The organism is Uruburuella suis, from assembly GCF_022870845.1.
In the GTDB taxonomy this organism is placed as follows: Bacteria; Pseudomonadota; Gammaproteobacteria; order Burkholderiales; family Neisseriaceae; genus Neisseria; species Neisseria suis.
This window is the reverse complement of record NZ_CP091507.1, coordinates 1391786-1410116: the sequence shown is the minus strand read 5'-3', so window position 1 is coordinate 1410116 and position 18331 is coordinate 1391786. Positions and strand designations below refer to the sequence as shown.

Sequence of the window (18331 nt, the reverse complement as noted above, 5' to 3'; positions counted from 1 at the left end):
TTATGTCCCTATTGTTTTTTGCATTTTTCTGAAATTTTATGTTATTTATAAAGATATGTTTTCATTAAAATTTATATTTTTGATGCAGTAGAGGTATAAAATTTTCTACACAGACACATTGAACCGCCTATAACGGTTTATGTATACTGTCATTTTTCTGTAATTTGCCGTAATAAAAATGCAAAGGGATCGGGCGTGAAAAAAATCGGAATATTGCATAATGAGTTGGCGCAAATGGTGGCTTCCATGGGGCACGGCGATCAATTGGTGATTGGTGATGCAGGTTTGCCCGTACCTCAAGGCGTGCCTTGCATTGATTTGGCCGTCACTTTCGGCACGCCGACGCTGCAAACGGTATTGGATACGGTGTTGGCAGAATTATGCGTTGAACGTGTCACGCTCGCGGTGCAAACGGAACATGCCAATGCGGCATTGTGGCAATCGGTTCGGCAATATGCCGATACTGAAAACTGGGCGGTAGATGTTTGCAGCCATGATGAATTCAAGCACCGCACACGAAATGCCTGCGCGGTGGTGCGCACGGGCGACAATATGCCTTACACCAATATCATTTTACATTCCGGAGTGCCCTTTTAATGAATAACGGGCGTGCCTTGGTTGATATGCGCGGTGTCAGTATTTCGTTTGGCCCCGTGAAAGTGTTGAATGGCGTGAATTTTGATATACGTGCCGGTGAGGTGCATGCGCTGATGGGTGAAAATGGCGCGGGCAAATCCACCTTGATGAAAATTCTGACCGGTATTTACCGTGCTGACAACGGCATACTGGAAATCGACGGCCGGCCGGCTGAAGTAAAATCACCGACAGATGCACAAAAACTAGGCATTGCCATCATCCATCAGGAATTGAATCTGCTGCCTGAAATGACGGTGGCCGAGAACTTTTTCCTTGGACGGGAATGGGTAAAAGGCGGTGTGCTGCAAAAAAATGCCATGCAAGATGCCGCCAACAAGCATTTACAGGCCTTGCAGGCGAATTTTACAGCGAATGACTACATCAAAGATTTATCGGTGGGCCAACAGCAATTGGTGGAAATCGCGCGGGCGCTGTCTGCTGATGCAAAAGTCATTATTATGGATGAGCCGACGGCTGCCTTAACCGAACCGGAAATCCAGCGTTTGTTTGTATTGGTGCGGCAACTGGCGACAAAAGGTGTCGGCCTGGTTTATGTGTCGCACCGCATGGAAGAAATTTTTCAGATTTGCCAAAGAATTACCGTATTGCGCGACGGCGTATCGGTGGGCACCGAAAATGTGGCCGATATTCACTTCAATGATGTCGTGCGCATGATGGTCGGCCGCGAGCTGACCGAACGCTTTCCCAAGCGCAAGGTGAAGCCCGGCGAAGTGAAATTGTCGGTAAATGATTTATCGGATGGCCATAAAATCCGGCATGTTTCATTTCAGGTGCGCTCAGGCGAAGTGCTGGCGTTTGCCGGCCTGATTGGTTCGGGGCGCACTGAAATTGCCAATGCATTATTCGGATTGTCGCGCAAAAGCAGTGGCGAAGTGCGTTTAAACGGTGAAGTATTGAACATCCGCTCCCCGAGCGATGCCATTGCCGCGAAAATCGCTTATGTTACCGAAGATCGCAAAGCCAAAGGTTTGATTTTGGATATGAGTGTGCGCCACAACAGCACACTGGTTCATTTGCCTTCTAAACACGGTGTGATTCAGGAATCGGCCGAAAAAAATTATATCCGCAGCGCTGTGGAGAAATTGAAAATCAAAGTGGCGGATACCGAAGACGCGGTGCGGCGTTTGTCAGGCGGCAATCAGCAGAAGGTGGTGCTGGCCAAATGGTTGAAAGAAATGCCTGAAGTGTTGATTTTGGATGAGCCGACGCGCGGTGTAGACGTGGGCGGGAAAGCGGAAATTTACCGCATCATCAATGAATTGGCCGGCGAAGACGTGGCAATTATCATGATTTCGTCTGAGTTGCCGGAAGTGCTGGGGGTATCCGACCGGATAGCGGTGATGTGCGAAGGCACTTTGATGGATATTTTGGATACGGCTGAAGCCACTCAGGAAAACATTATGGCTTTGGCCTCGGGAACGAATGAGAAATGAAAGGGATTTTTATGGGCGCCAGCCTGAAAAAAATGGGGCCGTTGTTTGGCTTGGTATTGTTGTCGATAGGCTTGAGTATTGCTTCCCCCAATTTTCTGACGCCTTCCAATTTGTTTAGCGTGTTGCGCCAAGTGAGTTATAGCGGCCTGATTGCTTTTGGCATGACGTTTATTATTTTGATAGGCGGCATTGATTTGTCGGTCGGCGCGATTTTGGCTTTAGTGGGCATCGTTACCGCCAGCCTGATTCAAGCGGGCATGGATCCGATATTGGCTTCATGTATCGGTCTGCTGCTTGGCGCCGCCTGCGGAGCGATAAACGGCTTGTTGGTGTCTTTCGGCCGTATCGCCCCGTTTATCGCCACGCTGGCCACCATGATTTTATTTCGCGGCATCGCGCAGGAATATTCTCAATCCAAACCGATAAGCATCAATGTGGATGGTTTTTTCAATGAAATCGGCTCGGGTTATTTGTTTGATACGATTCCCGTTCCGGTCGTTTTGATGCTGCTGGTGTATTTTATGTTGTGGTTTGTATTGAAGAAAACCCGCTTCGGCCGCCATGTTTATGCCTTGGGCGGTAGCGAAGATGTTGCCCGCATTTCAGGCTTGAAAGTGCGCAGTTTGAAATTGTGGGTTTACACTTTGTCGGGCTTGATGTCCGGTTTGGCGGCATTGGTCGTGACCAGCCGTTTATCATCAGCCAGCCCGAATGCGGGGGCGATGTATGAATTGGATGCCATTGCGGCTGTGGTATTGGGCGGCACCAGCCTTTCCGGCGGGCGCGGCTGGATTTTCGGCACTCTGGTCGGGGTGGTGTTGCTCGGCATATTGAGTAATGGTTTGAATTTATTGAATGTATCATCCAATTATCAATTGATTATCAAAGGCGTGGTCATTTTGTTTGCAGTGTTGCTTGATCGCAAAAACAGTTAAAATCTCACCCAACCCATTGTTATATTTATAATTCATTGTCACTCAGGAGAACACCATGACACTTATACGCAAAGCATCTGCTTTACTTGTCGGCAGCATGATTTTGGCCGCCTGCGGCCAACAACAGGCGCAAGCACCTGCCAACGCTTCAGGCAGCACCGCCGCCGCAACAGGCGATACCCTTGGCTTGGCGATTTCCACCCAAAACAATCCGTTTTTCGTCAGCCTGAAACAAGGTGCAGAATCGGAGGCGGAAAAATTGGGCTTGAAACTGGTGGTGGTCGATGCCGCCGATGATTCCGGCAAACAAGCGGCCGGTGTCGACGATTTGCTGCAGCAGAAAGTGAAAGTGCTGCTGATTAACCCGACCGACTCGGAAGCCGCAGCGGCTTCCGTAAACCGTGCCGCCAAAGCCGGGATTCCCGTGATTTCGATTGACCGCTCCGTACAAGGTGCGAAAGTGGCAGCGCATGTGGCTTCCGATAATGTTGCCGGCGGCCGTATGGCGGCCGAATTCATTGTCAAGCAGCTGGCCGGAGGCGGTGAAATGGTTGAGTTGGAAGGGATTCCAGGCTCTTCTGCAGCACGGGAACGCGGCCAAGGTTTCCATGAAGTGATGGACGCACAGCAAGCCGTGAAAATCGTAGCAAAACAACCTGCCGATTTCGATCGCACCAAGGGACTTACCGTGATGGAAAACATTCTGCAAAGCCATCCTAATGTCAAAGCCGTATTTGCGCACAACGATGAAATGGCTTTAGGTGCCGTTAGGGCTTTACAGGCGGCCAATAAAAAAGACGTTATCGTTGTTGGGTTTGATGCGACCGATGACGCACAAGCGGCCGTAAAAGCCGGCACAATGGCAGCTACCATTGCCCAAAAACCCGTTAAAATCGGTGAATTGGGGGTAGATACTGCATACAAAATCATCAACGGTGAAAAGGTTGAAGAAAATATTCCTGTTGAGCTGGAGTTGATCACGCAATAATGCGCGAATGATGCCGAAAAAGCTGCCCGATACCCATCCAAAAAAATAACCTGACTTCGTTGGATCGCCATCTTGTCAGCCTACTTTCTTTGAATGGGTATTATACCAATCCAAAAAAATAACCTAACTTCGTTGTCTCGCCTTGCCGTACTAGTTGTACTGTCTGCGGCTCGCCGCCTTGTTAGCTTACTTTTTTGAATGGGTATTATTTTGCCATACAGCAGAAAAGAAGGCCGTCTGAAAGATTTCTCAACATCAAAATCTTTCAGACGGCCTGTTTATCCACCATCATCGTAATTTATCCGATAACGGCTTGTTCCGTTTCAACCACAACCGGCTGTTTGGGCTTCAACACCGCATACAACACACCGGTGAGCAGGCTGTCCGCCGCAACCGCCAGTAAATTGAAGCAACCGACGATTTATTTTGAAGGCAGACTTACTGACGTAATCAAACTGTAGAATTTTGCATGGCACAGAATTTTGAACACCCTTCACACCAGCCCAAAGCGGCGTAATCGTACGCATGCCTTGCACACACAACATCCCCTTTGAATAAATGAGCAAACTTCTTGGCCGTCTGAAATCTTTCAGACGGCCTTTCATATAACCAAACCTAATTTAGTTACAACAAAGCATTCTTTCCCTTTTTCAGACGGCCTCGTTAAAGTAAGGCCACTTCATTTATCTTGCGTTGACATTATGCGATTGCTAAAAACCCCCAGCGTTTTGCCCGGCTTCAATCTCAGCCTGGGCCTCACTGTGTTGTGCTTGTCGCTGCTGGTGGTGCTGCCCTTTGCCATGATGGCTGCCAAGGCCGGTGAAATCGGTTGGGCGGCGTTTTGGCACACCATTTCGGAGCCTAATGTGCTTGCGGCGGTGTGGCTGAGCCTGCGTATGTCGTTTTATGCCATGCTCACCAATATCGTGTTCGGCACGCTGGTGGCGTGGGTGTTGGTGCGCTATGAGTTTCCGGGCAAAAATCTGGTCAATGCGCTGGTCGATCTGCCTTTTGCGCTGCCCACGGCGGTCACCGGCATTGCGCTGGCCACGCTTTATGCGCCCAATGGCTGGCTGGGGCGCTGGTTTGCGCCGTTTGACATCAAAATCGCTTTCACACCCATCGGCATCTGGATTGCGCTGGTGTTTGTGAGCCTGCCCTTTATCGTGCGCGCGGTGCAGCCGGTGCTGGAAGAATTGCCCGCCGAATATGAAGAAGCCGCCGCCACGCTGGGCGCCGGCCGCTTCACGGCGCTGCGCCGCGTGCTGCTGCCGGAAATCATGCCCGCGCTGCTCACCGGCTCGGGCATGATGTTTGCCCGCGCCACCGGCGAATATGGCTCGGTGATTTTTATTGCCGGCAATATCCCGATGGTGTCGGAAATTCTGCCGCTGATTATCACCGGCAAGCTCGAGCAATTCGATGTGCAGGGCGCATCGGCGGTGGCTTTATTTATGCTGATGATTTCTTTTGTGATTTTATTTGCACTCAATATCGGCCAATGGGCGCTGAGCAAACGGGCGGGAGCGAAAGCATGAGCCACAATATCAACCCCAATCTTGTTGAGCCGCGCTGGCTGCAAACCTTGCTGATTGCCGTGGCGCTGTTTTTTTTGCTGCTGATGCTGGTGATTCCGCTCACGGCGGTGTTTTACGAAGCCTTGCGCGGCGGCTGGCAGCTTTATCTGGCCTCGCTCAGCAGCGATGAAGCGCGCTCGGCCATCCGGCTCACGCTGCTCACTGCGGCGATTGTGGTGCCGGTAAACGCCGTGCTCGGCATCGCCATGGCCTGGCTGCTCACCCGCTTTGATTTTTACGGCAAGCAATTGCTCACCACACTTTTAGATTTACCTTTTTCGGTGTCGCCCGTGGTGGCCGGCCTGATGTTTGTGCTGCTTTTCGGTGCACACACCTTAATCGGCGGCTGGCTCGAAGCGCAAGGCATTCAGGTGATTTTTGCCATTCCGGGCATTATTTTGGCCACGCTGTTTGTGACCTTTCCTTTTGTGGCGCGCGAGCTGATTCCGCTGATGCAGGCGCAAGGCGACAGCGAAGAGCAGGCGGCGCTGATTTTGGGCGCTTCGGGCTGGCAGATGTTTTGCCGCATCACGCTGCCCAATATCAAATGGGCGCTGGTTTACGGTGTGATTCTCACCAATGCGCGCGCAATGGGCGAATTCGGCGCGGTGAGCGTGGTGAGCGGCCATATTCGCGGCGAAACCAACACCATTCCGCTATTGGTCGAAATTTTCTATAACGAATATAACTTTATCGGCGCTTTCGCCCTATCGAGCGTGTTGGCGCTGCTGGCGCTGGCCACGCTGGCGCTGCAAAACCTCATCACCCGCATTCAAGAGAAAAAACTCGCTGCCGCCGAAAGGAGCGCCGCATGAGCATCACCCTGCAACACCTCAACAAACATTTCGGCCATTTTCAGGCGCTGAGCAACATCAATCTGAATGTGCCCACCGGCAAGCTCACCTCGCTGTTGGGGCCTTCAGGTTGCGGCAAAACCACGCTTTTGCGCATCATCGCCGGGCTGGAGCATGCCGATAGCGGCACGATTTTATTCGACGGCCAAGATGTCACCACCAAGCATGTGCGCGAACGCAAAGTGGGCTTTGTGTTTCAACACTATGCCTTATTCCGCCACATGAATGTGTTTGACAACATCGCCTTCGGCCTTAGCGTGTTGCCCAAAGCCGAGCGCCCCGGCAAAGAGCAAATCCGCGCCAAAGTGGAAGAATTATTGAGTCTAGTGCAGCTTTCGCACCTGGCCAAATCTTATCCGCACCAACTCTCGGGCGGCCAGCGCCAGCGCATCGCCCTAGCGCGCGCGCTGGCGGTGTCACCCAAGCTTTTGCTGCTCGACGAGCCTTTCGGTGCGCTCGATGCCAAAGTGCGCAAAGAGCTGCGCACCTGGCTGCGCGACATCCACCACGAGCTGGGCATCACCAGCATTTTGGTGACACACGATCAGGAAGAAGCGCTGGAAGTGTCGGATGAAATTGTGGTGATGAACCACGGCAAAATCGAGCAAACCGGCAATGCCGACACGCTCTACCGCGCCCCCGCCAATGCTTTTGTTACCGAATTTTTGGGCGAAACCGATGCCTTCGAAGGCCGCATCGAAAAAGGCACCTGGCACTACAACGGCTTCAAATGGCCGCTGAGCCGCGCCCATGCCTGGCAGGAGCAAACCGCCACCGGCTATGTGCGCCCCCACGAATGGGCGCTCGCCGGCAGCGGCACGCCCATGCTCTTTGCACGCATCAGCAAAATCCATGCCGCAGGCCCCCTCACCCATTTGAGCGTGCAGCCGGGCAGCGGCAACGAAATTCATGTTACCTTTGCCGGCAGCGAAGCGGCGCAACACGGCTTTGCCATCGGCCAAAACATCGCCTTAAGCCCGAAGCAGATTTATATTTTTTCGCAAAACCAATTGATTGATTATGCCATTTAAGCTTCGTTGCAAAATCAGCATAATCAACAAGCAAGAGGCCGTCTGAAGCTTCAGACGGCCTTAAGCGTACAATCCGAGCCATAGCATTTTGTTTCAATACACACATCAATTAACAATACCTTTACACTTACAGCCGATTACATTTATACTGCCGAAATATTCCGCCGCTCAACTGCCGGAATATTTTTGACCCATCAACCCTATCACGATAACAAGGAGAGGCAATGACACGGAAAGACCAGCGCCCCGAAGATCCGCGCCCCGATAACGTCGAGCTGCTCAGCGCCCAATTACCGATCACCGATTTCAAAGGCTTGTTCATCACCCTGATAGCCGCCGTGCTCTGTTTCGGCATTTATCAGATTCTGCCCTACGACATCAATGCCAACAAAGGCATTGCCGTGTTGCTGTTTGTGGCCATTTTATGGTTTACCGAAGCCGTACACATTACCGTTACCGCGCTGATGGTGCCCGTGCTCGCCGCCGTAATCGGCATTCCCGAAATGAATGTCAAAACCGCGCTTTCCGGCTTTGCCGACCCGATTATCTATATTTTCTTCGGCGGCTTTGCGCTGGCCACCGCGCTGCACATGCAGCGGCTCGACCGCAAAATCGCGCTGTGGCTGATTTCGCTCTCGCGCGGCAACATGAAAATCGCCGTGCTGGCCATTTTCGGCGTAACCGCCTTTTTATCGATGTGGATCAGCAACACCGCCACCGCCGCCATGATGCTGCCGCTGGCCTTGGGTATGATGGATCACCTCGACCGTGAAAAAGAGCGCAAAACCTTTGTGTTTGTGCTTTTGGGCATTGCCTATTGCGCCAGCATCGGCGGCTTGGGCACCATCGTGGGCTCGCCGCCCAATGCCATCGCCGCCAAAGCGTTGGAGCTGGATTTTGTCGGCTGGATGAAAATGGGCTTGCCGATGATGCTGCTGATTCTGCCCCTGATGCTGCTTTCGCTCTACATTATTTTGCGCCCCAACTTAAGCGAGCGCGTGGAAGTGAAAGAAGAACACATTCCGTGGACGCTGCACCGCGTGTTGGCCATGCTGATTTTCCTGTGCGCCGTGGTGGCGTGGATTTTGGGCGATAAAATCAAAACCGTTTTCGGCATCACCAACCCCGACACCGTAGTGGCGCTGGCCGCTGCCGTGGCCGTGGTGGTGTTTGGCGTGACCCGTTGGAAAGAAATCGCCCGCAACACCGACTGGGGCGTGTTGCTGCTCTTCGGCGGCGGCATCGCCCTGAGCACCCTGCTGCAAAAATCGGGCGCTTCTTTGGCACTGGGCCAGCAGCTGGCCACCGCCTTTGTGTTGGCGCACCCGCTGATTGTGATTTTGGCCGTAGCCGCGTTTATCATCTTCCTCACCGAATTCACCAGCAACACCGCCTCTGCCGCCCTTTTAGTGCCGATTTTCGCCAGCATCGCCACCCAAATGGGGCTGCCCAAAGAAGTGTTGGTGTTTGTAATCGGCATCGGTGCCTCCTGCGCCTTTATGCTGCCCGTGGCCACCCCGCCCAATGCCATCGTGTTCGGCACAGGCTTGATCAAGCAGAGGGAAATGATGCGGGTGGGCATATTGCTCAATATTTTGTGTATTTTCCTGGTGGGCTTCTGGGCTTACGTGATGTTTGTTTAAACGCTCAAAGCCGGTTGGATTTGCAAAAATCCAACCGGCTTTTTTGCGCAATATCGTAGGTGCGCACGCTGCGTTTTTTGCAGCATAATCATCCGCATGAAACACAAATGCCGTCTGAAACCTTTTTTCAGACGGCATGGTTTTGCCCATTCAAGTAAGCCGCAGCTGCGATTAGCTTTACCCAAGCAAAGCGTCATCATGTGCACGACATACAAAGGCCGTCTGAAACCTTTTTTCAGACGGCCTTTTAATGACAAACAACTTCTTACCCGTCCGCCGCCGTGCGGCACACATCCACCGCTTCCTGCAAACTGGCCACGCCGAAAATTTCCAACCCCGGATATTCTTTCGCATTGCGCGGCATATTGGCCTTGGGCACAATGGCGCGCTTGAAGCCCAGCTTTTCCGCTTCCTTCAGGCGCTCCTGCCCGCGCGCCACCGGGCGCACTTCGCCGCTCAGGCCGATTTCGCCGAAAGCCACCATTTTTTCCGGCAGCGGCCGGTTGCGGAAGCTGGAGAGCATGGCCAGAATAATCGCCAAATCGGCGGCCGGCTCGTTGATTTTCACCCCGCCCACCGCATTCAAAAACACATCCTGATCAAAGCAGGCAATGCCGGCATGGCGGTTGAGCACGGCCAAGAGCATGGCCAGGCGGTTTTGCTCCAGCCCCACCGTGAGCCGCTTGGGCGTGAAGCCGTGCGCATCGTCCACCAGTGCCTGAATTTCCACCAGCAGCGGCCTCGAGCCTTCTTGTGTGACCAACACGCACGAGCCGGGCACATCATCGCGATAGCTCGCCAAAAAAATCGCCGATGGGTTAGACACGCCTTTCAATCCCTGCTCGGTCATCGCAAACACGCCCAGCTCATTGGCCGCACCGAAGCGGTTTTTCATCGCCCGTATCATGCGGTAATTGGAATGCTGGTCGCCCTCGAAATAAAGCACCGTGTCCACCATATGCTCGAGCACGCGCGGGCCGGCAATCGCACCATCTTTGGTAACATGCCCCACCAAAATCATCGAAATGCCCATCTGCTTGGCCATGCGCGTGAGCTGCGCCGCACATTCGCGCACTTGCGACACCGAGCCCGGCGCGGACGTGATTTGGTCGGAATACATGGTTTGAATCGAATCGATCACCACCACCGCCGGCTCGTGCTGCTTTAAGGCCGCTTGGATTGCTTCCATGCGGATTTCCGCCAGCAAATTCACACCTTCGCTGTGCAAGCCCAAACGTTGCGCACGCAAAGCCACTTGCTGCGCCGATTCCTCGCCCGACACATACAAAACCTTGCGGCTTTGCGCCATCAGCGCGATGGTTTGCAGCAAAAGCGTGGATTTGCCGATGCCCGGATCGCCGCCGAGCAAAATCACCGCGCCATCCACCAGGCCGCCGCCGAGCACCCGATCAAGCTCGCCCATGCCCGTGGGGCTGCGCGGCACTTCCATAGCCGTGACTTTCGATAAATCCTGCACTTGCGACACATCCGCCGCCCACGATTGAAAACGCGCATTTTTCGGCTCCGGCACCGCCAGGCTTTCCTGCAAAGTGTTCCACTCGCCGCAATGCGGGCATTTGCCCTGCCACTTGGGCGAAGTGCCGCCGCATTCGCTGCATTGATAAACCGTTTTCGGCGCTTTTGCCATCATTTTCCCCGTGCGTAAACAGGCCGTCTGAAAAGGCAGATTGTAGCACAGCAAACCTTTCAGACGGCCTTTCACACACATCCGCCGTTTTGTCGCAAATAATCTGCAAATCATCCTATCCGGCGTTAAAAAACGCAATATCAAACAAACATACATGCAGGCATGTTGATAAATCCGGCGCATTTAAGCATGATAAGCCGCATCACTTGCCAAGAAAGCCCATATGAAAGCCCTCGCCCTACTTTTCAGCGCCGCCGCCCTTTCTAGCTGCGTGGTTTATGACGACACCTATCCCTACAGCAGCAGCAACGTTTATTACCAAACCGGCTATGGCCACAGCAGCCGCTACAACCACGACTACTACTACCGCAACAACGAAGCCTACCGCCGCATGAACGAGCACGAGCAAGCCCGTTATCTGCACGAACAACACATGCGCATGGATGCGCAAAACCGCCGCATGCGCACCAACGAAACCCGCATGCGCCATGAAGAAATGCACCGGCAGCAACAGCGCTATCAGCAGCAACAACAGCAGCGTCGGCAAGAATTCGAGCGCCAACAGCGCATGCAAGACCAGATGCGCCTAGACCAGCGCCGCCAAAACCAACAACGCATGCAACAGCCGGGCAACCTCAGCCCGCGCCACAGCGCCCAGCCCATATCCGCGCCCGCCGGCCGCCCCGGCTTAAGCACATCATCCCCGCGATAGCCGACAATCTCCCCCCGCGAAAGCCGCCGCCGAACGCTTTTCAGTCAACCGGTCGATTGCCATATGCAAACACGCTGAAAGAAAAGGCTGTCTGATACCCATTTAAAAAAATAATATACAAACAGGCAGCCTGTAGGTCGGATTCTCGAATCCGACACTTGTTCGCAGAACAAGGCACGCACATCGCTTTGGCCGTTGGCCAAACGTCGGATTCAAGAATCCGACCTACGCGAATGATGCTGCCGAACTGCTTTTATTTTGTAAGGTTATTTTTTCGAATGGGTATTACAGGCCGCCTGAAACCTTTCAGACGGCCTAAGCAAACAACAAAAGCAAAGCCCGCTGAATCATCAGCGGGCTTTGCTTTTGTTGGTGGCGGAGAATGAGGGATTCGAACCCTCGATGCAGGTTTAAGCCCACATGCACCCTTAGCAGGGGTGTGCCTTCAGCCTCTCAGCCAATTCTCCGTTCATCAAGAGATGCGAACTATACCAACCGCCCCAATGCCTGTCAAGCCTTTGTCGGCAGATTTTCAGGCTTTCAGACGGCCTCGGAAATAAGCCGATGAAATTATGTTTGATTTAATAAAGTGCCCGTATTTCATCGCAGGCTTTTTCGCAAGCTTCCTGCTTTTTGTGCCGGCCGGCATGCCGCTGTTTCAGCGCACGTCTGTTTTTAAGCCAAACAAAGTCACGGCCACCCACGCTGGGCCGATCAGCAAAAATTGAATATCCTGAAAAAACGACGGCTTTTTGCCCTCCAGCTTGTGGCCGACAAATTGCCCGATCCACGCCAACACAAAAATCACCCAATAAAGCGCATAGCCCGGCGGCAAAAGCCACACCAACGCCCAGCAAACCGCCATAAAAAGCACCATCGCCACAGCCAAAGCGGCCGACAACCGCCGGTAAAACAACACCACCGCCAGCGTCAGCACCCCGGCCAGAGCGGCGTTCAGATTAATCAGCAAGCCCATGATGCTGAAAAAAATCGCCGGCACACACAGCCAGTGCAGCGCTTTGTTTTGCGGATGGCGGTGGCTTTCGCTATATTCTGCCAACCATTGTGCAAGGTTTTTTGAAGCGACCATGTTTTGCTCCTGTGTTAGATGTCGGTATTGGTTTATAGTATCAAGTGGCGCAGAAAAATCAAAGGCCGTCTGAAACCTGATGTTTCAGACGGCCTTTGCCTATTAGCCAGCGGCTCAGTCTTCTAAAATATAACCGTCTTCATCCCACAGCGTGCGCTTAATCAGATTGTCGTTTTGATACACGGCTTCCGATTTTTTGGCGCCGCTTTCATACCAATCAATCACAATGCCGCTGCGCTTGCCGTTGTTGATGCTCAATTCAGAGAGCAGCTTGCCCTGCTCGTTCCAGCTCACAATGCTCACCGGCGTGTCGTTGACCATGCTCATTTCGGTTTTCGGGCTGCCGTCGGGATACCATTGCTTCCAAGTGCCATTGGCTTTGTCGTTTTTAAACTGGATTTCACTCTCTTTGTTGCCATTGCGATAAAAGCGCGCGCCCAAGCCTTCGCTTTGGCCGTTTACATAAGGCATCACCGCCGATTTGCGGCCGTTGGCATACCAGTTGGTCCATTCGCCGTCGGGCTTGCCGTTTTTATAGCTGCCTGCCATTTTTTTCTGGCCGTTGAAATACCATAAAGTGAGCGTGCCGTTTTGCAGCGTGGGCACAAATTTTCTGATTTGCGCGGCGGCAACCTGATAAGGATCGGAATATTTTTTCAACGAGGGATAATAAAAATCCTGCACCTGTGCCACGCCGTTTTGCACCTGATAGCGCCGCTCGTAAGCCACCGCCGACATGGTGGCGGTGAGCTGCCCCTGCTGGTTGAAATACACTTTTTGTGTTTCTGCCGCCACCGATGCCAAAGGCGCTGCCGCCACCATTGCCGACACGCCATACCGCCACAATATATTCATATTTATTTCTGCCAATAAGATTTGACGTTCACAAATTCATACAACCCGAATTCCGAGAGCTCGCGCCCGTAGCCGGAAGCCTTCACGCCGCCGAAAGGCAGGCGCAGATCGCTGCTGGTATGGCGGTTGATAAACACCGCGCCGGTTTGCAGCTGCTCGGCATAATGCCAGGCTTGCGCCGCATCGGCCGAATAAATGCTGGCACCCAAGCCAAACGGGTTATCGTTGGCCAGCTCAACGGCATGCGCCTCATCGCGCGCGCGCAAAAGCACCGCCACGGGGCCGAACACTTCTTCGTGATACACGCGGCAGGCCGGCGTAACTTTATCCAACACGGTGGCGGGATAAAACCAGCCGCTGCCCTCGGGCAATTCGCCGCCACACAAGGCTTTGGCGCCATGCGCAAGCGCATCCTGCACCTGCGCATGCACGCGCAAGCGCAAATCTTCGCGGTGCAAAGGCGCCAGCGTGGTGGCCGCATCCATCGGGTTGCCCATTTGCAGCTTGGCGCATTCAGCCAAAAACAGCGGCATAAATTCATCGGCCACCGCTTCGGCAACAATAATGCGCTTGGCTGCATTGCACGATTGGCCAGCATCGCGGAAACGCGAATAGCAGGCTTCTTTCGCCGCCGCAGCCAAATCGGCATCGGGCATCACGATAAAGGCATTGCTGCCGCCCAATTCGAGCACCGATTTTTTCAGATGCTGGCCGGCATGGGCAGCCAAGCGGCGGCCGGTGGCGGTGGAGCCGGTAAACGCCATCGCATCGGTGTGCTCGATGGCGCGCAGGGTATCGTCATGGTCGAGCCAGGCCGCCTGAAACGGCAGGTGTTCACCCACCAGCTCAAACAAAGCCGCCGTTACCCGCGCCACACTCGGCGCCGGCTTCACCAGGCAGGCATTGCCGGCGCACAAAGCCGGCACGGCAAAACGCAACACCTGCCACACCGGATAATTCCACGGCATCACCGCCAGCACCACGCCGATGGGCTCGAAGCGCACCTGGCTCAAACTCGCTTGCGTGGCGATGGTTTTGTGTGCCAGCAATTGGGGCGCCAAGCGCGCGTAATAGCGGATAAGCGCCACCGATTTATCCAGCTCGGCCTCACATTCGCGCAGGCAGCGTCCCACTTCTTCACACACCATTTCGGCCAGCCGGCTGCGCGCTTGGGCGAGCTTGTCGGCCAAGTCGTGCAAAAGCGCCGCGCGCTCGATTACCGGCCGCGCGGCAAAAGCCTGCTGCGCCCGGCGCAATGCTGCCAGTTGCCGCTCAAAATCCGGCCATGCTTGCGCTTCTTTGCTGTATAAAATCCGGCCGCTGAGCACATCTACGCTATGAAACACTTTTCGCTTTCTTCGTGAGGCTTCAGACAGCCTGTTATACCCATTCTAAAAAATAACCTTACAAAATAAAAGCAGTTCGGCAGCATCATCCGCGTAGGTCGGATTCTTGAATCCGACGTTTGGACATCGGCCAAAGCGATGTGCGTGCCTTGTTCTACGAACAAGTGTCGGATTCGAAAATCCGACCTACAGGCTACTTCGTGAGGCTTCAGACAGCCTGTTATCACGAAAGACCGTCTGAATAAACGTTGACATTATGACATTTTTAACGGCATTTGCCTCACCATCTGCAAAAAGCGCAGGCAAACTACCCAGCTGTGATTTTTTGGTGTTGTGAAAAAGCGAATGATTAATCAGGTAACTGATTTTTATGAAAAACACCCTGCCTGATAATCAGACAGGGTGTTTGAATTGGCACGCCCACGGGGAATCGAACCCCGGTTACCGCCGTGAAAGGGCGATGTCCTAACCGCTAGACGATGGGCGCGGATACTTGATGGCGCACCCGGAGCGATTCGAACGCCCGACCCTCTGGTTCGTAGCCAGATACTCTATCCAACTGAGCTACGGGTGCGTGTTTCACTACGCTTTGTTAAGTGCCGTGAATCAAGAGAAGCGAATAATATAGAAAGCGGCTTTTGTTGTCCAGCCTTTAGGCGGCTTTTTTTTGACGATTGTTTTAATCTTTTGAATTCAATCTGTATTTAATTTCAGACGGCCTGCATGAATGATGCAAAGGCCGTCTGAAAAGCTTACACCATGCCGATGCCCGACAATTCGCGCGCCATACGGGCGGCGGCGTTGTCGGTCATGCCGCCGACAAAATCGAGTATTTTCATATAAGCCTCGTAGAGCGTGTCGTTTGCGGTTACCGGATTGTCGTGGTTAAGCAATTCGAGCGCCAGCGATTGGCGCACGCTCACCTGCCCTTCTGTAATCAACGCATGTGCGGCGGGCACCAGCAAATCGAGTATCGAGCCCAAGCAGGGAAACGAGGCGATTTCGGTCATCAGCTTGCTTTGGTGGCGGAAAATGCGTGTGCGCGCCAATTCTTTGGCTTTCTCAAGCGTGTTGCGCACTTCGGGGCTGCACAAAGAAAGCAAATCTTTGCCTTGGAAGCGGCCGTTGAGCAAATCCGATTGGTGCGTCATAAAGGTTTGCGCCACATCATCAATAGCCCGGCCGATGGCGATGCCGCGCAACATGGCGCAGCGCTGGCGGCTCGATTGCGCATGCCAGGTGGTTTCCACAAAAGTGAGCTCGGCCAATATGCTTTCCACTTCGGCATCGCCCAGCAAGCCGATTTCCACCGCGTCTTCCAAATCGAGCAAGGCATAGCAGATATCGTCGGCCGCTTCCATTAAATAAGACAAAGGGTGGCGCGCCCAGCGGTCGGGCTCGAGCTCGGGCAGGCCCAATTCTTGCGCCACGCGGCGGATATAGGCCAGCTCGGTTTGATAAATATTGAATTTTTTGCGGCCGTTGGGCGCCAGCGTGGTCCACGGATATTTCAGCAGTGTGCCGATGGTGGCGGCGGTGAGGCGCATGCCGCCGCGGTTGCAATACATTTCCAGGCTGGCCAGCAGGCGCAGGCTGTGGGCGTTGCCTTCGTAAGTTTGCACATCGTTGCGCTCGGCTTCGCTCAGGCCGGCCAGATAGCAGGCATGCGCGGGTTTGCGAAACCAGTCGCGCAGCGCTTCTTCGCCGGTGTGGCCGAAAGGCGGGTTGCCCAAATCGTGCGCGAGGCAAGCCACTTGCACCACGGCGCCGATGTCGCTCGGCGTGCTGCCCAGCGGCAGAAATTCGCCTGTTTGCATCATCACGCCCACGCGGTTGCCCAAGCTGCGGCCGACGCTGGCCACTTCCACACTGTGGGTGAGGCGGTTGTGGGTGTGGTCGTGCTCGGCAAAGGGGTGCACCTGGGTTTTGCGCCCCAAGCGGCGGAACGCGCCGGAAAACACCACGCGGTCGTAATCGATATGAAAATCGGTGCGCAAGGCATCGGCACCCTCTTGCGTGGAAGGCGTGCTGGTGGGCATGATTTCGCCGTCTTTGGGGCGGAAGCGTTGGGTGCTGAGCAATTGCTGCCAGTTCATTTTCGTGCTCATGGGCGGGGTTTCTTTCATGTGAAAAAGGCCGTCTGAAAAGTTTCAGACGGCCTTGTGTTTGATTATTTGCCGCGCATCAATTCAAAAAAGTCGTTGTTGTCTTTGGAATTTTTGAGCTTGCCCACCAAAAATTCGGTGGCCTCGATGTCGTCCATCGGGTGCAGGAATTTGCGCAGCAGCCACATGCGCTGCAATTGGTCGTTGGGCACGAGCAATTCTTCGCGGCGGGTGCCGGATTTGTTGATGTTGATGGCGGGGAACACGCGTTTTTCGGCCAAGCGGCGGTCGAGGTGCAATTCCATATTGCCGGTGCCTTTGAATTCTTCGAAAATCACGTCGTCCATGCGGCTGCCGGTTTCCACCAGCGCAGTGGCGATGATGGTGAGCGAGCCGCCCTCTTCGATATTACGCGCGGCGCCGAAGAAGCGCTTCGGGCGGTGCAAGGCATTGGCATCCACGCCGCCGGTGAGGATTTTGCCTGATGCGGGCACCACGGTGTTGTAGGCGCGCGCCAGGCGGGTGATGGAATCGAGCAGAATCACCACGTCTTTTTTGTGCTCCACCATGCGCTTGGCTTTTTCAATCACCATTTCAGCCACTTGCACATGGCGCGTGGCCGGCTCGTCGAAAGTGGACGACACCACTTCGCCGCGCACGGAGCGGGTCATTTCGGTCACTTCTTCCGGGCGCTCATCGATCAGAAGCACAATCAGCTCTACTTCGGGATTGTTGGCGGTGATGGCGTGGGCGATGTTTTGCAGCATCACGGTTTTGCCGGATTTGGGCGGCGCCACCAGCAGGCCGCGCTGGCCCATGCCGATGGGCGACACCAAATCGATGGCGCGGCTGGTGATGTTTTCTTCGGCTTTGATGTCGCGCTCGAGCTTGAGCTGACGAGTGGGAAACAGCGGCGTGAGGTTTTCAAACAGAATTTTGTGTTTGCACACTTCGGGCGGATCGTCGTTGATTTTATCGAGCCGCACCAGCGCGAAATAGCGCTCGTTGTCTTTAGGCACGCGCACGCTGCCTTCGATGGTGTCGCCGGTGTGCAGGTTAAAGCGGCGGATTTGGTTGGGCGACACATAAATATCGTCGGGGCCGGCCAAATAAGAGGTGTCGGAGCTGCGCAAAAAGCCGAAGCCGTCGGGCAGAATTTCGAGCGTGCCCGAGCAGGTAAAGGCTTCGCCCTGCTTCATCATTTGGCGCACAATCGCAAAAACCAGGTCTTGCTTGCGCAGGCGGTTGGCATTTTCAATGCCGTGCTGTTCGGCCATTTCCAAAAGCTTGGAAATGTGCTGGGTTTGTAGTTCGGAAACGTGCATATTTTTCAGTTTTATATATGTATGAGTTAGGCGCAGACGCGCAAAAAGGCCGTCTGATATTATCGGGAATCTGTTGTGGCGATGGAGCGGGATGTTACGGCAGATGATGCCGGCATATAAGAACGACAAAGT

Annotated in this window: 15 protein-coding genes and 3 tRNA genes; 9 read left to right on the top strand and 9 right to left on the bottom strand. The window is 54.0% G+C overall.

Features of this window, described 5'->3' with window-relative positions:
• Nucleotides 1–195: 195 nt before the first annotated feature.
• The 8 genes from rbsD (at nt 196) to LVJ78_RS06300 (ending at nt 9118) form a co-directional block, all read left to right on the top strand.
• Complete coding sequence (gene rbsD, locus LVJ78_RS06335) at nt 196–597, top strand: D-ribose pyranase (RefSeq protein WP_132954381.1); 402 nt, start codon at nt 196–198, stop codon at nt 595–597.
• Nucleotides 597–2090, top strand: a complete 1494-nt coding sequence (locus LVJ78_RS06330) for a sugar ABC transporter ATP-binding protein (protein WP_132954382.1) — start codon at nt 597–599, stop codon at nt 2088–2090. The genes rbsD and LVJ78_RS06330 overlap by 1 nt, the downstream gene beginning before the upstream one ends.
• Entirely contained in the window at nt 2087–3025 is a 939-nt protein-coding gene (locus LVJ78_RS06325; protein WP_132954383.1) for an ABC transporter permease, read from the top strand. The genes LVJ78_RS06330 and LVJ78_RS06325 overlap by 4 nt, the downstream gene beginning before the upstream one ends.
• Nucleotides 3026–3080: 55 nt before the next feature.
• Entirely contained in the window at nt 3081–4013 is a 933-nt protein-coding gene (gene rbsB / locus LVJ78_RS06320; protein WP_132954384.1) for a ribose ABC transporter substrate-binding protein RbsB, read from the top strand.
• 701 nt (nt 4014–4714) lie between these two features.
• Nucleotides 4715–5551, top strand: a complete 837-nt coding sequence (gene cysT, locus LVJ78_RS06315) for a sulfate ABC transporter permease subunit CysT (protein ID WP_132954385.1) — start codon at nt 4715–4717, stop codon at nt 5549–5551.
• Entirely contained in the window at nt 5548–6405 is an 858-nt protein-coding gene (gene cysW / locus LVJ78_RS06310) for a sulfate ABC transporter permease subunit CysW (protein WP_132954386.1), read from the top strand. The genes cysT and cysW overlap by 4 nt, the downstream gene beginning before the upstream one ends.
• Nucleotides 6402–7475, top strand: a complete 1074-nt coding sequence (locus LVJ78_RS06305) for a sulfate/molybdate ABC transporter ATP-binding protein (protein WP_132954387.1) — start codon at nt 6402–6404, stop codon at nt 7473–7475. The genes cysW and LVJ78_RS06305 overlap by 4 nt, the downstream gene beginning before the upstream one ends.
• Nucleotides 7476–7699: 224 nt before the next feature.
• Nucleotides 7700–9118, top strand: a complete 1419-nt coding sequence (locus LVJ78_RS06300; RefSeq protein ID WP_132954388.1) for an SLC13 family permease — start codon at nt 7700–7702, stop codon at nt 9116–9118.
• 265 nt (nt 9119–9383) lie between these two features.
• Here the strand turns inward: LVJ78_RS06300 and radA are convergent, their stop codons facing one another.
• Entirely contained in the window at nt 9384–10766 is a 1383-nt protein-coding gene (radA, locus tag LVJ78_RS06295; RefSeq protein WP_132954408.1) for a DNA repair protein RadA, read from the bottom strand.
• 223 nt (nt 10767–10989) lie between these two features.
• Here radA and LVJ78_RS06290 point away from each other — a divergent pair, with 223 nt between their 5' ends.
• Nucleotides 10990–11478, top strand: a complete 489-nt coding sequence (locus LVJ78_RS06290) for a hypothetical protein (protein ID WP_132954389.1) — start codon at nt 10990–10992, stop codon at nt 11476–11478.
• A 373-nt stretch (nt 11479–11851) separates the two neighbouring features.
• On the opposite strand, the gene LVJ78_RS06285 is transcribed toward LVJ78_RS06290, so the two are convergent.
• The 8 genes from LVJ78_RS06285 to rho all read right to left on the bottom strand — a co-directional run bounded on the left by LVJ78_RS06285 (nt 11852) and on the right by rho (nt 18199).
• Nucleotides 11852–11945: transfer RNA gene (locus LVJ78_RS06285), tRNA-Ser, on the bottom strand.
• 191 nt (nt 11946–12136) lie between these two features.
• On the bottom strand, nt 12137–12568 hold the full coding sequence (locus tag LVJ78_RS06280; RefSeq protein WP_132954390.1) for an Mpo1 family 2-hydroxy fatty acid dioxygenase: 432 nt from the start codon (nt 12566–12568) through the stop codon (nt 12137–12139).
• Between the two features lie 114 nt (nt 12569–12682).
• On the bottom strand, nt 12683–13390 hold the full coding sequence (locus LVJ78_RS06275) for a toxin-antitoxin system YwqK family antitoxin (protein WP_207894325.1): 708 nt from the start codon (nt 13388–13390) through the stop codon (nt 12683–12685).
• Nucleotides 13391–13425: 35 nt separating this feature from the next.
• Complete coding sequence (locus tag LVJ78_RS06270) at nt 13426–14769, bottom strand: aldehyde dehydrogenase family protein (RefSeq protein WP_132954392.1); 1344 nt, start codon at nt 14767–14769, stop codon at nt 13426–13428.
• A gap of 412 nt (nt 14770–15181) precedes the next feature.
• Nucleotides 15182–15256: transfer RNA gene (locus LVJ78_RS06265), tRNA-Glu, on the bottom strand.
• A gap of 10 nt (nt 15257–15266) precedes the next feature.
• Nucleotides 15267–15343, bottom strand: a tRNA-Arg gene (locus tag LVJ78_RS06260).
• A 178-nt stretch (nt 15344–15521) separates the two neighbouring features.
• Nucleotides 15522–16877: a deoxyguanosinetriphosphate triphosphohydrolase gene (locus tag LVJ78_RS06255; RefSeq protein WP_207894322.1), complete on the bottom strand. Its 1356-nt coding sequence runs from the start codon at nt 16875–16877 to the stop codon at nt 15522–15524.
• Between the two features lie 62 nt (nt 16878–16939).
• Nucleotides 16940–18199, bottom strand: coding sequence for a transcription termination factor Rho (rho, locus tag LVJ78_RS06250; protein WP_132954393.1), 1260 nt, complete (start codon nt 18197–18199; stop codon nt 16940–16942).
• Nucleotides 18200–18331 lie beyond the last annotated feature (132 nt).